We start from the raw sequence: 15,672 nt of genomic DNA, 5'->3' as shown, positions 1-15,672 counted from the left end.
ATGAAATTCGACACCCCTGCTACCAACAATCCCATAGACCAGCTCAGGGTGGTCGGCAAGCCGGTCGATCGCGTCGAGGGCGTATTGAAAGTTACGGGCACGGCACGGTATGCATTTGAGAATCACGACGTCGTTCCCAATCAAGCTTATGGGTGCATCGTCGCGTCAGGCATCGCGAAAGGACGCGTCGAATCCATGGACCTTGCCGCTGCGAGCGAGGCCCCTGGGGTTATTGCGATCGTGACGGCAAAAAATGCCGGGCCCGTCGGCGTCGGCGATTTCTACGTAGCAAAAGCGTTGGGTGGACCAGAGATTCAGCACTATCACCAAGCGGTGGCCGTCGTTGTTGCAACGACTTTCGAACAGGCTCGCGCGGCTTCCAAGCTTGTGCGCGTAGCCTACTCACGTAGCGAAGACGGTGCCTACGATCTGAGTTCCGCGAGGACTTCTACCATCGTTCCCAGGAACAATCCTGATTCCGGTGCGGGGGACTTCGCAGCTGCGTTCGCATCGGCCCCGGTCCAGGTGGATCAGACCTACACGACACCTGATCAGACTCACGCAATGATGGAGCCTCACGCGACGGTCGCAGCGTGGGATGGCGACCGACTGACGATCTGGACCTCTGTGCAGATCATCAAATGGGCACTGCGGGACATGGCAAAGATTCTGGGGATCCCGAAGGAAAAGATTCGGATCATTTCGCCCTACATCGGTGGTGGATTCGGTGGCAAGGCCTCAGTGTTGTCGGATGCCGTCCTTGCGGCGCTGGCAGCACGCGAGGCGGGCCGACCGGTCAAGGTCGCATTGGCGCGGCCGGAGATGATCAACAACACGTCGCATCGCCCAGCGACCATTCAGCGCGTTCGCCTCGGCGCAGACAGGGACGGCCGCATCACGGCAATCGGGCACGAGAGCTGGTCCGGGAACCTCGCGGGCGGCGCTGCCGAGCGAGCGACTTTGCCGACGGTTTCGCTGTATGCGGGAGCGAACCGGATGCTTCGCCTGCGGCTTGCCACGCTGGATCTTCCCGAGGGCAACGCGATGCGTGCTCCAGGCGAAACGCCGGGGATGATGGCATTGGAGATCGCCATGGATGAGCTCGCGGAACAGCTCAAGATCGACCCTGTTCAACTTCGTCTGCTGAACGACACGCAGACAGAGCCCGCCCCACCTCACCGTCAATTCTCAACGCGCCGCCTCGCCGACTGTCTGCGAACCGGCGCCGAGCGGTTCAATTGGAGCCGACGCGCTGCACAGCCTGGCCAGCTTCGTGATGGCCAGTGGCTTATCGGAATGGGCATGGCGTGCGCCATTCGAGGGGACAACGTCACCGATTCGGGCGCACGCGTTCGGCTGGGCGTTGACGGAAAACTGACGGTCGAGACGGACATGACCGACCTCGGCACGGGCACGTACACGATCCTTGCGCAGACCGCCGCTGAAATGATGGGTCTGCCGCTTGAGCATGTTAGCGTGAGGCTGGGCGATTCGTCCTTTCCTGAAGCGCCGGGTTCTTTGGGCCAGCGCGGCGCCAACAGTTCGACTTCGGGCGTCTATGCGGCTTGTGTGAAGTTGCGCGAGTTGGTAGCCAAGCGCCTCGGTTTCGACAATCAGCCGCTGGACTTCAAGGACGGTGAGGTTTCCTCCAGCTCTCGGCGGGCGCCGCTTCTTCGCGCCGTCGCATTGGGGGAGCTGGTAGCGGAAGATCGCGTCGAGTTCGGTGCATCTCGTGACCGTCTCGCTCACCAGACCTTTGGAACGCATTTCGTGGAGGTAGGGGTGAGCGCCTCTACCGGCGAGGTCCGTGTTCGCCGAATGCTTTCCGTGTGCGCAGCGGGACGCATTCTGAACCCGAAGACCGCTCGCAGCCAGGTGATTGGCGCGATGACAATGGGAGTTGGTGGGGCGCTCATGGAGGAGCTGTCCATCGACAAGCGCCATGGGTTCTTTGTGAACCATGACCTCGCCAGCTACGAAGTGCCAGTCCACGCCGACATTCCGGTTCAGGAGGTGATCTTCATCGACGAAACGGACCCGACGTCTTCGCCCATGAAAGCAAAGGGCGTTGGGGAACTGGGTATCTGCGGGGTTGGCGCGGCCATAGCCAATGCCGTTTACAACGCGACGGGCACGCGCATCCGCGACTACCCTCTGACATTGGATAAGCTGGTCGGGAACCTGCCACCTCCTATGTGACCGCCGCGGCAGCGTGGCGGATCTAGTAGGGGCGGCGATGGCCAACCTTCAGGCTGGAGAAAGTTGACTGGAACGATGAGACGTTACATACCATGAAGATCGCACTACCCGCCGACATTGCTGAACTCATCGAGGACGGTGCCACGCTGATGGTTGGTGGCTTCATGGGCGCCGGCACGCCCCCACGGCTCATCGACGAACTTGTGCGTCGTCGTCGTCGTGATTTGACCGTCATCGCGAATGACACGGCTCGCCCAGGGGTAGGCATAGGAAAGCTCATCGACGCAGGGCTCGTCCAAAAGTTGATCACTAGCCACATTGGCACAAACCCTGAGACTCAGCGACAGATGCGCATAGGTCAGATCGAAGTGGAATTGGTGCCCCAGGGAACCCTCATCGAGCGAATCCGTGCGGGAGGCTTCGGGCTTGGCGGCGTCCTGACGGCTACTGGAGTTGGGACACTGGCGGCAGAAGGCAAGCGTACGATCGAAGTCGAAGGCCGGGCGTTCTTGCTGGAGTTGCCTCTCAAAGCGGACTTCGCTTTGCTGAACGCACGCCGAGCCGACTACCTCGGCAACCTCGAGTACGCGCTCACCTCTCGCAACTTCAATCCGGTTATGGCGATGGCCGGGGAAACCGTCGTCGCAGAGGCCGACGATGTAGTACCGATTGGGGTCATTCCGCCCGATGCGGTTATGACGCCTCACGTACTTGTCGACTATCTGGTCGCGAAGGAGCGCGTTCATGGATGAAAAGCACATTATTGCGCGCCGAGTGGCACGTGAACTGCGCAACGGGCAGCTCGTAAATTTGGGAATCGGATTGCCTACTCAAGTTGCTCACCACCTGCCAGAAGGGGTGAACGTCTTTTTCCAGTCCGAGAATGGTTTGATAGGCATGTTGCCGCTTCCGGAGGAAGGATTTGCGTGGGGCGATCTGACGGATGCCGGGGGGCGACCCGTTGGTGCTGGCCCTGGCGCCTGCGCGATCGATTCGGCAATGTCATTCGGGTTGATCCGAGGCGGTCATCTGGATGTGACCGTACTTGGTGGCTTGCAGGTTGACGAAGCCGGACATCTAGCAAACTGGCTGGTTCCAGGCGGCATGGTTCCGGGAATGGGCGGTGCGATGGATCTTGTCACGGGAGCTAAACGTGTCATCGTGGCGATGACGCACACGGCAAAAGGCTTGCCCAAGCTCGTCAAGACCTGCACGCTGCCGTTGACGTCCGTGCGCCGCGTGGATCTGATCGTCACGGAGCTTGCTGTGATTGAACCGACAACTGAGGGATTGTTGCTGCTGGAGATGGCAGAGGGCGTGACGCTCGACCGGGTTCTGCGCGCGACAGAAGCCCGTCTGATTGTTCCGGACTGCATCGAAGCAATGAAACAATGAAGGGGTAGCGGCAAGCTCTTGCGCTTCGCCCCGAAATCCTAAGGTTGAGAAGAGGCTACCCTGCCCAATCCCTGCGCGTACTGTCTTGCCCCGCCGCTAGCAACCGAGCGCATGATCTCGGCGAACTGCTGAAAGCGGACTACAGGCACATCCGACCCCAGCGCTCAGCCCAGCCTCGACATGATCGGCGATGAGAAGACCGTTGGCACCATCACCCGCATGTGCGAATTGCCGGTTAACCCATGTCGGGCAGCGAAATCCACCTGGTTGACGTGCGCGCTTAATGGAAGTGGAGCAGGCGCTGGCGTATGCGCGCACCCGTGGTTGGCGTGCCGCGGCCGAGTGGTGCACTTTCACGTTCTAGGAGTGTGCCTCCAGTGGGCGCAGCATGGTCATGGTCGAAGTATGGCTCTGTCGGCACTCCAACCGCCCTGGCTCGGCTTGAGCCGGTTGATGGTGGAGCGACGAAGCCGCTGCTGCTTCGCTGTGCGCAGCCTACTCGTCCCGCAGCGCCCGCTGAACTGCACTCAGAGCAATGCGGGCCCCGGTGAGACTTCCCCGGTCTCTGCGTCTATCTCTGGCCAGCACAAGCACTTCAGAGCCCCCGCAAGTCTCGAGAGCCCGGAGTGGTATGCATCGTTCGAAAGTGCAGCTTGCTAATCCTTCAAGGCGTTTCAGTCTAGTGCGCGTGTCGGGCCCAGCATAGAGTTCACTCCATCGCAAGTGCCGCCAGGCTACTGCGGTTTTCTTGATGGAGTTTGAACATGCGCACCACCGGCTACGCCGCCTACAGCCCCGAATCCCCTCTGGCCCTGTTCCAATTCGAACGCCGCACCTTGCGGGCCAACGACGTTGCGATGGAGGTTCTGTACAGCGGCGTCTGCCACTCGGACCTGCACACGGCGCGCAATGACTGGGGCTGGAGCTACTACCCCATCGTGCCGGGCCACGAGATTGTCGGCCGCGTCACAGCTGTCGGCGCACAGGTCAGCCGTTACAAAGTCGGCGACCACGTGGCCGTGGGCTGCATGGTCGACAGTTGCATGGCGTGCGATCAGTGCCGCAACGGCGAGGAACAGCTGTGCCGCGCCGGCAACACCGGCACCTATGCCGGCCAGGACCGTATCACGGGGGAGAACACGCAAGGCGGCTATTCCAAGCATTTGGTGGTGCGCGAGGAGTTCTGCTTGCGCGTACCCGAGGCTCTGGACTTGGCCAAGGTGGCGCCACTACTGTGCGCCGGCATTACCACCTATTCGCCGCTGCGCACTTGGAGTGTCGGACCCGGCAGCCGCGTGGGCATAGTGGGGCTGGGTGGCCTGGGTCACATGGCCGTGAAGTTGGCCGTGGGCTTGGGTGCCGAAGTGACCGTGATGAGTCGCAATGCCGAGAAGCAATCCGATGCGCTGGCGCTGGGCGCTGACCGCCTGCTGGTGTCCGCGGACCCGGAAGCGATGCTGCAGGCCGCCAGCGGCTTCGACCTCATTATCGATACGGTGCCTGTGAAGCACGACTTGGGACCCTACCTGCCGCTGCTGGACGTGGACGGCACGCTGGTCATCGTCGGCCAGATCGGGCCAATGGATGAGTCCAGCACCTTGCCGCTGCTTCTGGGTCGCCGCCGCATCGCCGGCTCGCCGATCGGTGGCATTCGCGAGACGCAGGAGATGTTGGACTTCTGCGCCAAGAAGAACATCTTGCCCGACTGCGAGATGATTCGCATGGACCAGATCAACGAAGCCTTCGACCGCATGGAGAAGGCTGATGTGCGCTACCGCTTTGTGATCGACATGGCCTCGCTGCCGGCGCAGGAGCCTTGATGACTTCCGCCTCCTCTCACGCAGCCGAGCATCCGCTGGCGAAAGGTGGAGCGGGCGAACTGCGGATGCTGCTGATCCTCAGTGCGCTTATGGCCTTCACGTCGCTGTCCACCGACATCTATCTGCCCGCGATGCCGCAGATGCAACGCGAACTGCAAGGCAATGTGGAGCTGACCATCACCAGCTTTCTGATCGGCTTCGCGTTCGCGCAGTTGATCTGGGGCCCGGTGAGCGACCGCATCGGCCGGCGCAGGCCGCTGGTGATCGGCGTAACGCTTTTCGTGGTCGGTTCAGTGGGCTGCGCCCTGTCGCAGACGATGGGCCAGATGGTTTTCTGGCGCATGTTCCAGGCTTTCGGTGCCTGCACTGGCCCTATGCTGGCCCGCGCCATGGTGCGCGACCTGTATCCGCGGACCCAGGCGGCCAAGACGCTGTCCACGCTGACGGTGATCATGGCCGTCGCTCCCATCATCGGCCCGCTCCTCGGCGGGCAGATCGTGCGCTTCGGCTCGTGGCATGGCATCTTCTGGCTGCTGGCTGCCGTGGGAGCGATGATGCTGCTGGCGCTGCGCGAGTTGCCCGAAACCTTGCCGGTGGCGCGACGCGCGACGACATCGACACTCAACGCTTTTGCCGACTACGGCGCGCTGTTGGGCAACGCGGTCTTCATGCGCTACACGCTGTGCGTAACCCTGTTCTATGTCAGCGCCTATGCTTTCATCACGGGGTCTCCCCACGTGTACATTGAGTACTTCCACGTAGCGCCGCAACACTACGGTTGGCTGTTCGGGTTGAACATCGTTGGACTGATGATCGTGAGCCTCATCAACCGCAAGCTCGTCAGCCGCTTCAGCCTGGACACCCTCCTGCGCGCCGCCACAGTGGTCGCGGCCGTGGCGATGCTGGCATGCGTAGGCCTCGCAGAAATGCGCGTCGGCGGCCTCCTGGGCATCGTGGCGCCGGTGTTCGTGTTCTTCTCGATGAACGGAATCATCGCGGCCAGCGCGACTGCCGCCGCCCTCGATGGTGTGCAGCCGCGGCTCGCCGGCTCGGCTGCGGCCCTAATCGGTTCACTGCAGTACGGCAGCGGCATCGTCTCGTCGCTGTTGCTGGCGGCGCTGTCCGACGGTACACCCCATACCTTGATCGTGGTGATGGCGGTGTTCGCGGTCGCCTCCGCCACCACTGCGTTCTGGCGGCGCGGTAGCGCGCTGGCCGAGGCGCCGCCGTGCTGAAGTCGGCTCAGTTCGGCACTGTCGCAATCCAGTCCGCGCCCTGGAGTCCACCCCAATGAACCCATCGCTTGTATCCGTGCTTCTGGCCATGTCCGCCGCCGTGTTTGGCGCAAACGTGAGCGCGCAGCCCGCACCACCATCTCCGCGGGTGATCCAACAAGGCAGCATTTCGGCTGGTTGCGCGCTGGCCGCAGCGACGGGCGGCTTCGATTCGCGCAATCCTCTGCAGTCGGCGGGCCAGACCTATCGCGGCGACACGCACTTTGCGTTCTCGGACCTGAAAAACGTGCAGATCGCTGATCTGGTCTCGAAATTCCTAGCCGACAAGAAGCCCGACTGAGCCACGGCGATCTACCATGACCTTAAAGCGAGCATTGAAACGCCTGCGACTGTGCGCAGGCTTGACCGTCGGCGGTCTGATCCTCGCGCTACGCGTAGGCGCCGAACCAAATCGCGTGACCTTCCCTGATCTTGGCGAGCAGGTGCACTACACCACAGTGAAACGCGGCAATGTCACTGAGCACATCTCGACGACGCGCGAGGCGCTCGAAGCCATGCAGAAGAGGCCGCCGATTCCGGACGGCACGCATTTCGTGCTAGCCGGCTACCGTGGCGGCGCGATTTTTCGCTACTTCGTCATGGAGAAAGGCGCGGGCTGGGGCGCGGACTTCGGCGAGCGCCGGCGCACCGGCGACTGGCAGTTTCAGTGGTTCTTGCCGACGAAGCAGGTCAACCTGAACGAGAACACGGCGCGCTGCATGGCGTGCCGCCAATCCCAGAAGGACCAGAACTACCTGTTTACCGCGCCCCGGGTTTCCAAGTTCCGTGGCACGCCGGTGGAGTAGGCCATACACCCCTTGCTGCGATCTCGTTTGGCGCTGGACCTGGCTTCTGCCGGGCTGCTGCTGCTGCTGGCCATGGCGTATCACTGGCAGGGCAATGCCTTTCACGAAATTGTGGGCACGGTCATGTTCGGGCTGGTGGTCGCGCACCACGTGTTCAACCGCCGATGGTGGGGCACGTTCGCCCAGCCGCGTCCAGTGCGGTGGGACCCGTTGCACAGGGGGCTGGCCCATATGTCTTTCAGCCTGAAGGGGGTCTTTTGCCGGACGAGCTTGCCCTTGTTCCACGGCTCGCGATGAAAAGTCGAAGTTGCTTCCACGATGAGCTCCTGTATGGGGATGGAGCTTCAGTCTGCGCCGACTGCCGGCACGACGGGCGGTGGGCTTCTTGGGGGGCTTGAGCGGATGTTGAGGCCGAGACCAATCGGACATCCCCGACGACGCCTACGTACTACGCCCCAAAGCGAGGAGTGCGTCTCGGACCGTCTGCATCAGCAGGGACCATTCGCTACCCGGCCTAGAAAGCAATACAAGTGTCCTGGGTATGCGCAGCGTCGGCAGCGACAGGACTGCGAAACGGTCATCCGGCGCATGCTGCATGAATGACCGAGGCACGAGCGTGACGAGGTCCGTGACCGCGAGCACAGACAGGTTCATCTCCGAAGCGAACGGAACGTCCATCACGACGGTGGGGCTTGGGAGACTGTGTCGCGCAAACACCGCCTGCAAGGCCCGATAGGATGCCGAATGTGATGGACCTGCAATCCAGCCGAAGCTGACGACCTCCTTGAGAGAAATGCGGGTTCGACCAGCAAGCGGGTGCCCGGCGCGCACGACTGGAACCATGAGGTCGCTCGCGATTTGAATCCGCTCTGCGTCGAGCGGCTGACCTTCGTATTCCGGGACAAGTGCGAGGTCCAACTCACCGCCATGCACCTGTGCCGCCAGCGCGTCCGAGCGGTCCACTCGAATCCGGACGCGCAGGCCGGGTCGTTGGTGCAACAGTGGGCCGAGGACCCGAGCCATTCGATTGCCGGCCGACGTGTCCGTCACCCCGAGGCGCAGCAGCCCTGCGTGCTGTGCGCGCATGTCGTTCGCCAGGAGCACTGTGTCTGCGTAGTTCGCCTGCAGCCGGCGCATCTGCTCAACCATCCGCTGACCAGCAGAGGTCAACGAAACACCTTTTGAACTGCGCTCGAACAGCTTGAGCCCGAACTCGTCCTCGACACGCTTGACTGCCTTCGTCAGCGCAGGCTGCGTCACCCCCTGTTCGTCTGCTGCAGAGGAAAGCTGCCCCGCCTTGGCTACCGCCAAGAAGTACTGAACATCCTGGATTGAAAGGGACATTCCGGAAGTTTATGGGAATGTTCACCTCGAGGAATATGTTTGCGCTCAGGTAGGGCGTAAATTTTGCGTCACAGCACGCACCCACACGGAGAAAGCATGGCCACCCCAACCACACCGAACATCGTCCTCATTCTGGCCGACAACCTGGGCTGGGGAGAACTCGGCAGTTACGGCGGTGGCGCCCTGCGAGGAGCGCCGACACCGAACATCGACGCCCTGGCCAATCAGGGACTGCTCCTGCACAACTTCAACGTCGAGAGTGACTGCGTGCCCACGCGCTCGGCGCTCATGAGCGGTCGACATCCCATCCGCACCGGGTGCCTTCAGTCGGTTCCTCCAGGGTTGCCGCAAGGCCTGACTCGCAAGGAAATCACCTTGGCACAGCTGTTGTCCGACAAGGGCTACGCGACGGCGCACTTTGGAAAATGGCACCTCGGCGACGTGCCGGGCCGCTTTCCCTCGGACCGCGGCTTTGACGAGTGGTACGGCATCCCGCGCACCACGGACGAAAGCCAGTTCACGTCCACGGTCGGATTCGACCCCAGTGTGGTGGAGTTGCCTTGGATTATGGAAGGCCGGCGGGGAGAGCCGTCGGAGGGAGTCAAAGTCTACGACCTTGATGCTCGCCGCGGAATCGACGCTGACTTGGTCGACCGTTCCATCGATTTCATGCGGCGCAATGCGGCGGCGAGCAAGCCATTCTTTCTCTACCTTCCGCTCGTGCATTTGCACTTCCCGACCATCCCGCATCGAGATTTCGAAGGACGCACTGGTCAGGGGGAGTTCGCAGATTCCATGGTGGAGATGGACCATCGCGTCGGCCAGGTCGTTCAAGCCATCGACGACATGGGCTTGGCCGATGACACCCTTCTCATTTTCTGCAGCGACAACGGCCCAGAGTTTCGCGCACCCTATCGCGGAACCGCCGGTCCTTGGACCGGGACCTACCACACGGCCATGGAAGGCAGCCTTCGCGTGCCGTTCATCGTCCGCTGGCCGGGCCGCATTCCGGAGGGCCGTGTCAGCAACGAAATCGTGCACGTCACCGACCTTTTCACGACGCTGGCAACGGCTGCTGGCGCTGAGGTGCCGCAAGACCGTCCCATCGACGGCGTGAACCAGCTTCCATTCTTCCTTGGCGAGGCCGACAAGTCTGCCCGGGAAGGCTTTCCGTTCTACATCAAGAACGAGCTGAGGGCCGTCAAGTGGCGACAGTGGAAGCTGCACTTCTATTGGGAGCCACAAGTCAACGAAGGCAAGGGCAAGCTGGAGTCACCCTATCTGTTCAACATCACGCGTGACCCCAAGGAAGAGACGGACGTACTGGTGCACAACACCTGGGTCCTGGGCCCCGTCCTCAAGATGGTCAAGGCATTCCACGACAGTTTCGCAGACCACCCGAACACCCCACCGGGTCAGCTGGACTGACCGCCCGCATAACAGTCCGCCACCACTGGAGTCCTCATGATGAATGCGTTCAGAATCCTCCCCCGTCGACACCTGCTCAGGAGCTTCGCTGGGATTGCCCTCGCATCCACGGTTCTCGTGAGCAATGCGCAGCCCGGTGCCGGAGGCCAATCCATTACATGGCTCGTCGGCCAGCCCCCAGGAGGGACCGTCGACGTCTTGACCCGACTGGTCGCGCGGCAGGTAGAGAAGACGCTGGGTCAGACGGTGGTGGTCGACAACAGGCCCGGTGCGGCCGGGGCCATCGCGCTGCAGGCCACTGCTCGAGCGCCGAAGAACGGGTTGACGCTGGTCACGGTGCCGGGCCCCATCCTCACCGCCGTGCCGGCGCCGCAGCTTGGAAAAGAACTGTCTGGCGTTGCGATGCTTGCCAAGGGGCCCATGGTGCTGGTGGGGACGATGGCCTCTCCGCTTCCTGCATCACTGGATGCCCTTATCGCCAATGCCAAGCAGGACCCCAAAGGCCTTGCTTTCGCCTCTTCCGGCAATGGGACCAGCCAGCATCTCGCCGGCGCGCTCATCAACCAGATGGCCGGCACGCAGCTCGTGCACATCCCTTACAAGGGCGGCAGCCAGGCTGTCACGGACGTCGTAGGGGGGCAAGTTCCTTTGGGAATTCTTGGCATCACCACCGTGTTGCCCCACATCAAGTCCGGCAAGCTGCGGGCTTACGGCGTCACGACCGCTACGCGCTCCGCCATGCTGCCAAACACGCCAACGCTCGCCGAAGCCGGTTTGAAGGGCTTCGATGCCGACCAGTGGTTCGTGGTCGCAACGACTGCCGGGACGCCACCAGAGCGCATCACCGCATTGAACTCGGCCATCGCAAAATCACTCCAAGACCCAGAGGTCTTGGCTGCGTTTGCAGCCGCGGGCGTTACTGCATCTTCCGCAACCGCACCCCAAACCACAGAATTCGTCGCCAAGGACGTGGCTCGGTGGCAGGAACTGGCGAAGAAGGCCAACCTGCCGTTGGACCAGTAGGTTCGACTACGGGGCCGGCCGGCACTACATGCGGCCGCGGATGAAAGTTCTCAAAGCCATCGAGGCCGCGAATTCTGTAGCAGCGTTGAAGGTCTGCTCTTGGCCTGACTTTAGACGGACGGCCAGGCCGCCGACCTCAGAAATGTCCGCGAGCCTCACCGCCGCGGCTTAAGGTCTGGTTCAGTCCGGGACGGACGGCTCGGAAGCCGATCCAAATGGCGACAAGGACTTGACGCTCCAACTGCACGAGGCAGTGAGCGAGGATGAAGGCGCGAGCGGGCCGACATCGTCGAGCACGTCGATCACGGGCTAGCCATCAACACTGTACAAAAAGCCATAACTGTATAAACTCACACTTGTTGGGCGCTCGCCTTCAGTCGCTCGGCGTCACTGTCAGTTTGAGGGCATAGGAACGCAACATGGCTCAGAACAGCAAGCAAACCTCTCCCAGAATCGCCTCGGTGGCAGGCAAGACACTGAGCAGCTCGACGTCCAGCAGTATTCAACGGTCGCTTGCCGGGTCTGCACTCAGGCAGGCAGGTAGCGCCGCCCAGACCGGCTCCAAAACGGAGGCGAGGGCGTCTCGTGCGCTGGACAACCCAAAGTCAGCACCTATCACTAAGTCGCTGGCTGGCACCGTGGTATCCCAGTCGAACAAGAGTCGTTGAGGCCCACCTGCCTCCGCGGGTAGGCTGAATCGCTTGGTATCCCTGCCTCCCCATGACCATCCTGATTGACCTCAAGCGGGTCGCTCAGTCATTCTTTGACCGGCGGACGGGCAGATGGATGGCGCACATGTCCCTGATCGCTGCCGTCCCGGTATCCAGGTTGGACCTCCTGCCGGCGGCATCGACGGATCGCGTTTCGCATGATTGCACCGATCGCCGACCCAACCATCGCAGAGATGCGGCAGTGCGCCCCCGAGTCGCGAGACGTGGCTGTGCCGGCCCTCGCGGCTGACGCGAGGGCCGAGAGGACTGCGTGGCTGGATCTCTTCGGCCCGCTGCCGTCCGCCTACATGGGCGCGATCGAGCCCATGACGCTGCTGCGCGAGGCGCGGGCCTGCTACGTCGAGCGGCACTTCATGGCGACGATCCTGGCCGCCGCTGCGCATGTCGAGCACACGCTCGCCGAGGAACTAGAACTGCGCAACCTCGTGGCGAGTGACGGGTCACTGTCGTTCGATCGGGCGATCGCCATAGCGCACGTCAACAATGTCTTCGCGCATCCCGATGTGCGGGCGAAGATCGACGCGCTGCGGCTCGTGCGCAATCCGCTGACGCACCGGAAGCCGGACGGGCACGCGTATGCCATCGCCACGAGGTTCCGCGCGCAGAAGCGGCCCCCATGGGTGATCCTGCAGGAGGACGCGATGCTGGCGCTGGAGGTCATGCACGGCCTATTCTTCGGGACCCTGCGACCGTTCGATGAAGGCAGCGCCTGACAGTGGTCCTAACGCTGTATGCATACCTCGACGGAAAGTCCTACCGAATCGGCTGGATCAGTCTGCAGCCCAACGGTGACATATCAGGCGGGCTTAACGACCGCGCCTTTGTCGCCCGCGAATTCACCGCGCAGCTGTTCGTGTGGAGCGTCTTCAACCGGGTGCGCGTCGCTTACTTGGTGCCTGACGATCCGAAGGCGGCGAGGCCGATCGACCAGCCGCACCTGACGTTTCATGTGCCGGCGTACCTGCACCTGACCAGCAAAGGAAATCGGGTCACGTTCGAGGCGATCGCGGACATCGCGCTGGCAGTCGATCAGCAGGGCGAAGTACCGTGGGTGCGCTTCACATCGAGACCGCTGTCGTCGCTGACGGAGGCCAAGGGAGGGACCCGCGACATCGCGCAGCGAACTGTCGAATTTGCGGCGACGGCAGCAGATCGATCGATTGAGCTTGCCGTCGACTTTGTGCGGCCCGGCGACACCACCGCACTGACCGGTGCCAACCACTGCGAATGGCTCGATCACGGCGCGTGCCGGCTGCGCATCAGCGCAACCGAATGCGCCCCTCAGCGCCCGACGTTGGGCTGGTTCCACGAGAGCTAGATGTGATGCTTCGGGCGCGGGGTCTCGGTCGCGGTCTTCGGCCCGGCCGTTTTGGCTACCGCAAACGCCAGTACCGTGCAGGTGGCGCGATCTCAACGCGACAGGCTTTCAAGACTTTGCGGCAAATCATCCCGGGTGCACGAATGTTGTCGCGGGCAGGGCGATTCGATGTGCACATTGTTTTCGGCGGACTGAAGGGTCGCCAGCGATCCTGGTACATGGCGACCATACTTAACATAAGGCACATTGTATCTACTAAGTCCTTGATGTATAAGGACTTTTCATGCTGCAGACCGAACGATGCTTCGGTTTTGAAGCCCGAATCGTAGTTCCACTACGACGACTTGAGCGTTCTCATGCTCAAGAACGGCGTGGATGCTTCGAACAAAGTTATGCGATCACCTGCGCCGCGAAATCCCGGGACGAAGATGGGCGGCTCACGCCAAACGGCCGGGAATGGGAGTTCATTTTTGCCTTGATTTCGTCGGAGTTCGCGATCTCTTGATCTCCTCGCGGCGAACCTCGAGCTGGCGCAGCGCCGCGGCCGTGGTCTCTTGGCTCTCTCGCAGTCGAGCGAGTTCCTGTTGCGATTGCTCCACTTGGCGCCTCAGCTGTGAGGCGAGGTCGTTTGCCCGCTGCTCTGCGCCCGCAGCGCGCTCTCGGAATGTCGCGAGTTCGAACTGCAGTTCCTGGCGTTGGTTTGACCAAGCTAACGATTCGTCACGGTGCGAAGTCTTCTCGTCCTCAAGGGCCTGCTTTGCCAGATCCTGAGCCCGACGGGCCGCGTCGTGATCGGCTGCGCGTGCCTTTTGCTCCTTGGCAAGTTCCGCCCCGACCTGCTTGGTAGCCACGCGCTCCCTGTCGACCTCCGAAAGGAGGCGCCGCTGCTGGCCAAGGTAGCGCTCTTCGGCTTCTTCCGCGGCGCGCTGCTTGGCGCCAAGCTCCATTTCCGACTTTTCGCGCAGAGCCTCCTTGCTCGCCACGGCTTCGTTCAGCAGGCTACGCAAGCGCCGCACTTCGGCTTCTGAGTCGCTTAGGAGTCTGGAGCATTCCTGCTGCTGCGAGTGCATCTGCGCCTCTATGGCCGCGACCGCTTGGCGCGAGGAGGCCAGGGCTTCGTCGAGCGAGATGCGTGCCTGTTCGAATGAGATCTCGCGCTGCTGCAGGCCGGCTTCCTTCTGGGCCAGGTCGACGCGCTGTAGTTCGACCTCGCGCCGGACGGCCTCGGTCTTCTGGACCTGCACCTGCTCGGCTTCACGTCGAGCGACATCCCAGAACTGCTTGGCGGCTTGGACGATAGCCAAGGGGAGTTGGTGTGCTTCGCCGTCGGCCAGGTTGGCGCCATGGCCGTCCAGACGTTTGCCGAGCGTGGCGAACCAGCGCTCCAGCATGGGGCTCACGGTGTTCGGCGACCCGCTGCCAATCTTCTGGCGCACGCGCTCGATCGTCGGGCGCAGCCCCTCGTGGATCAGCGCGTCGGCCGCCTGCCAGACCTGGGTTTCCTGGACACCGCGGCCTCCGACACGAGGAAAGTTATTGTTGAGCATGGTGACGTCCTAGTGCCAAGAACTGCAGAACGACCGACCCGAAATTCGGCGCGCCGAAGTTGAGTTCGGCCGTGCGCTGGACGATCGCGGGATGCTTCGTTTCGGGCCTATCCGTGCGTGTGAGAGTGAATCCGATGCCGGGTGCGAACACGGGTTTGTCTGGAACTTGTTGTTCATTTGTCTGAAGCTTTTTGCTCAAAGTGTCTGAAAGTTTTTGTTCCCGCGGGCCACGGCCGCTTCGGATCGGATGAATGTTGTCGCTCGAACTTTTCATGTCCATGCGGTCTTTCCTCGGCGTCTTTTACTTTCGATAATAATAGATTATCGAAACCTATGTACAATATACGTAAGACATCATACATGACATGTTTTATAAATAACAGTAAGACGGCGCTGATCTGACTGTTCAACGTCGTTATCCGTGAAGCCAATGCCGCTGGAGGCCGTCCATGAAATCTGCTGAAAAAGCACCGCCGTCCAAGGTGTCCAAGGCCTTGATGCCGCTGAAGCGCGATCACGCGTTGCTTGATCCCAGTCAGCTGTCCGACATGGCCGAGGAAGCCGCCCACGACCTCATGGCCGAGGGCGAATCGGACAACACCCGTCTGGCGTACCGCGCCGCCATGCGCTACTGGGCGGCCTGGTTCGGTGCGCGCTACGGGCGGCAGATGGCGCTGCCGGTTGCAGTCCCTGTGGTTGTTCAGTTCGTCGTCGACCATGCGCAGCGATCGACCAAGGCGGGCCTTGAGCACCAGCTGCCGCCCGAGATCGACGAGGCGCTGGTCGA

14 protein-coding genes and 1 pseudogene are annotated in these 15,672 nt (G+C 62.1%); 12 read left to right on the top strand and 3 right to left on the bottom strand.

Going from position 1 to position 15,672, the window contains the following annotated elements; translation table 11 throughout:
* The 8 genes and pseudogenes from paoC (at position 1) to QTI45_RS31670 (ending at position 7,791) form a co-directional block, all read left to right on the top strand.
* Positions 1–2,199 carry an aldehyde oxidoreductase molybdenum-binding subunit PaoC gene (paoC, locus tag QTI45_RS31705; RefSeq protein WP_286657193.1) on the top strand — a complete coding sequence of 733 codons (2,199 nt, stop codon included), beginning with the start codon at positions 1–3 and terminating at the stop codon, positions 2,197–2,199.
* 92 nt (positions 2,200–2,291) lie between these two features.
* Positions 2,292–2,951, top strand: a complete 660-nt coding sequence (locus tag QTI45_RS31700) for a CoA transferase subunit A (RefSeq protein WP_286657192.1) — start codon at positions 2,292–2,294, stop codon at positions 2,949–2,951.
* On the top strand, positions 2,944–3,594 hold the full coding sequence (locus tag QTI45_RS31695; RefSeq protein ID WP_286657191.1) for a 3-oxoacid CoA-transferase subunit B: 651 nt from the start codon (positions 2,944–2,946) through the stop codon (positions 3,592–3,594). Before QTI45_RS31700 ends, QTI45_RS31695 begins: the two co-directional genes overlap by 8 nt.
* Before the next feature lie 764 nt (positions 3,595–4,358).
* Positions 4,359–5,414 (top strand): NAD(P)-dependent alcohol dehydrogenase, encoded by a 1,056-nt coding sequence (locus QTI45_RS31690; protein ID WP_286657190.1) that lies wholly within the window; start codon positions 4,359–4,361, stop codon positions 5,412–5,414.
* Positions 5,414–6,649: a multidrug effflux MFS transporter gene (locus tag QTI45_RS31685; RefSeq protein WP_286657189.1), complete on the top strand. Its 1,236-nt coding sequence runs from the start codon at positions 5,414–5,416 to the stop codon at positions 6,647–6,649. Before QTI45_RS31690 ends, QTI45_RS31685 begins: the two co-directional genes overlap by 1 nt.
* Before the next feature lie 247 nt (positions 6,650–6,896).
* Positions 6,897–6,989 (top strand): annotated as a pseudogene (locus QTI45_RS35565) (alpha/beta hydrolase); the annotation flags it as partial.
* 16 nt (positions 6,990–7,005) lie between these two features.
* On the top strand, positions 7,006–7,494 hold the full coding sequence (locus QTI45_RS31675; RefSeq protein WP_286657188.1) for a cytochrome P460 family protein: 489 nt from the start codon (positions 7,006–7,008) through the stop codon (positions 7,492–7,494).
* A 27-nt stretch (positions 7,495–7,521) separates the two neighbouring features.
* A complete protein-coding gene (locus tag QTI45_RS31670) occupies positions 7,522–7,791 on the top strand; it encodes a hypothetical protein (protein WP_286657187.1) in 270 nt (89 codons plus the stop codon).
* A gap of 144 nt (positions 7,792–7,935) precedes the next feature.
* On the opposite strand, the gene QTI45_RS31665 is transcribed toward QTI45_RS31670, so the two are convergent.
* On the bottom strand, positions 7,936–8,838 hold the full coding sequence (locus QTI45_RS31665) for a LysR family transcriptional regulator (RefSeq protein WP_286657186.1): 903 nt from the start codon (positions 8,836–8,838) through the stop codon (positions 7,936–7,938).
* A 96-nt stretch (positions 8,839–8,934) separates the two neighbouring features.
* On the opposite strand from QTI45_RS31665, the gene QTI45_RS31660 reads away from it, so the two are divergent.
* The 4 genes from QTI45_RS31660 (at position 8,935) to QTI45_RS31645 (ending at position 13,338) form a co-directional block, all read left to right on the top strand.
* A complete protein-coding gene (locus QTI45_RS31660) occupies positions 8,935–10,266 on the top strand; it encodes an arylsulfatase (protein WP_286657185.1) in 1,332 nt (443 codons plus the stop codon).
* 198 nt (positions 10,267–10,464) lie between these two features.
* Positions 10,465–11,289, top strand: a complete 825-nt coding sequence (locus QTI45_RS31655) for a tripartite tricarboxylate transporter substrate-binding protein (protein ID WP_286657184.1) — start codon at positions 10,465–10,467, stop codon at positions 11,287–11,289.
* 868 nt (positions 11,290–12,157) lie between these two features.
* Positions 12,158–12,733 carry a hypothetical protein gene (locus QTI45_RS31650; RefSeq protein WP_286657183.1) on the top strand — a complete coding sequence of 192 codons (576 nt, stop codon included), beginning with the start codon at positions 12,158–12,160 and terminating at the stop codon, positions 12,731–12,733.
* A gap of 2 nt (positions 12,734–12,735) precedes the next feature.
* Positions 12,736–13,338 (top strand): hypothetical protein, encoded by a 603-nt coding sequence (locus tag QTI45_RS31645; protein ID WP_286657182.1) that lies wholly within the window; start codon positions 12,736–12,738, stop codon positions 13,336–13,338.
* A 464-nt stretch (positions 13,339–13,802) separates the two neighbouring features.
* Here the strand turns inward: QTI45_RS31645 and QTI45_RS31640 are convergent, their stop codons facing one another.
* Together QTI45_RS31640 and QTI45_RS31635 are read right to left on the bottom strand one after the other, a co-directional pair.
* Positions 13,803–14,885 (bottom strand): DNA-binding protein, encoded by a 1,083-nt coding sequence (locus tag QTI45_RS31640; protein WP_286657181.1) that lies wholly within the window; start codon positions 14,883–14,885, stop codon positions 13,803–13,805.
* Positions 14,872–15,165 carry a hypothetical protein gene (locus tag QTI45_RS31635; RefSeq protein ID WP_286657180.1) on the bottom strand — a complete coding sequence of 98 codons (294 nt, stop codon included), beginning with the start codon at positions 15,163–15,165 and terminating at the stop codon, positions 14,872–14,874. The genes QTI45_RS31640 and QTI45_RS31635 overlap by 14 nt, the downstream gene beginning before the upstream one ends.
* Between the last annotated feature and the right edge of the window lie 507 nt (positions 15,166–15,672).

The sequence above is a fragment of the Variovorax saccharolyticus genome (assembly GCF_030316765.1).
Lineage (GTDB): Bacteria > Pseudomonadota > Gammaproteobacteria > Burkholderiales > Burkholderiaceae_C > Variovorax > Variovorax saccharolyticus.
The sequence above is the reverse complement of the archived record's forward strand: the minus strand, read 5'-3'. Positions and strand labels throughout refer to the sequence as shown.

Bases quoted from the DNA above. Each gene is read 5' to 3' on its own strand.
- paoC (WP_286657193.1), top strand. From the start codon at position 1: ATGAAATTCGACACCCCTGCTACCAACAATCCCATAGACCAGCTCAGG.
- QTI45_RS31700 (WP_286657192.1), top strand. From the start codon at position 2,292: ATGAAGATCGCACTACCCGCCGACATTGCTGAACTCATCGAGGACGGT.
- QTI45_RS31695 (WP_286657191.1), top strand. From the start codon at position 2,944: ATGGATGAAAAGCACATTATTGCGCGCCGAGTGGCACGTGAACTGCGC.
- QTI45_RS31690 (WP_286657190.1), top strand. From the start codon at position 4,359: ATGCGCACCACCGGCTACGCCGCCTACAGCCCCGAATCCCCTCTGGCC.
- QTI45_RS31685 (WP_286657189.1), top strand. From the start codon at position 5,414: ATGACTTCCGCCTCCTCTCACGCAGCCGAGCATCCGCTGGCGAAAGGT.
- QTI45_RS31675 (WP_286657188.1), top strand. From the start codon at position 7,006: ATGACCTTAAAGCGAGCATTGAAACGCCTGCGACTGTGCGCAGGCTTG.
- QTI45_RS31665 (WP_286657186.1), bottom strand. From the start codon at position 8,838: ATGTCCCTTTCAATCCAGGATGTTCAGTACTTCTTGGCGGTAGCCAAG.
- QTI45_RS31660 (WP_286657185.1), top strand. From the start codon at position 8,935: ATGGCCACCCCAACCACACCGAACATCGTCCTCATTCTGGCCGACAAC.
- QTI45_RS31650 (WP_286657183.1), top strand. From the start codon at position 12,158: ATGATTGCACCGATCGCCGACCCAACCATCGCAGAGATGCGGCAGTGC.
- QTI45_RS31640 (WP_286657181.1), bottom strand. From the start codon at position 14,885: ATGCTCAACAATAACTTTCCTCGTGTCGGAGGCCGCGGTGTCCAGGAA.
- QTI45_RS31635 (WP_286657180.1), bottom strand. From the start codon at position 15,165: ATGGACATGAAAAGTTCGAGCGACAACATTCATCCGATCCGAAGCGGC.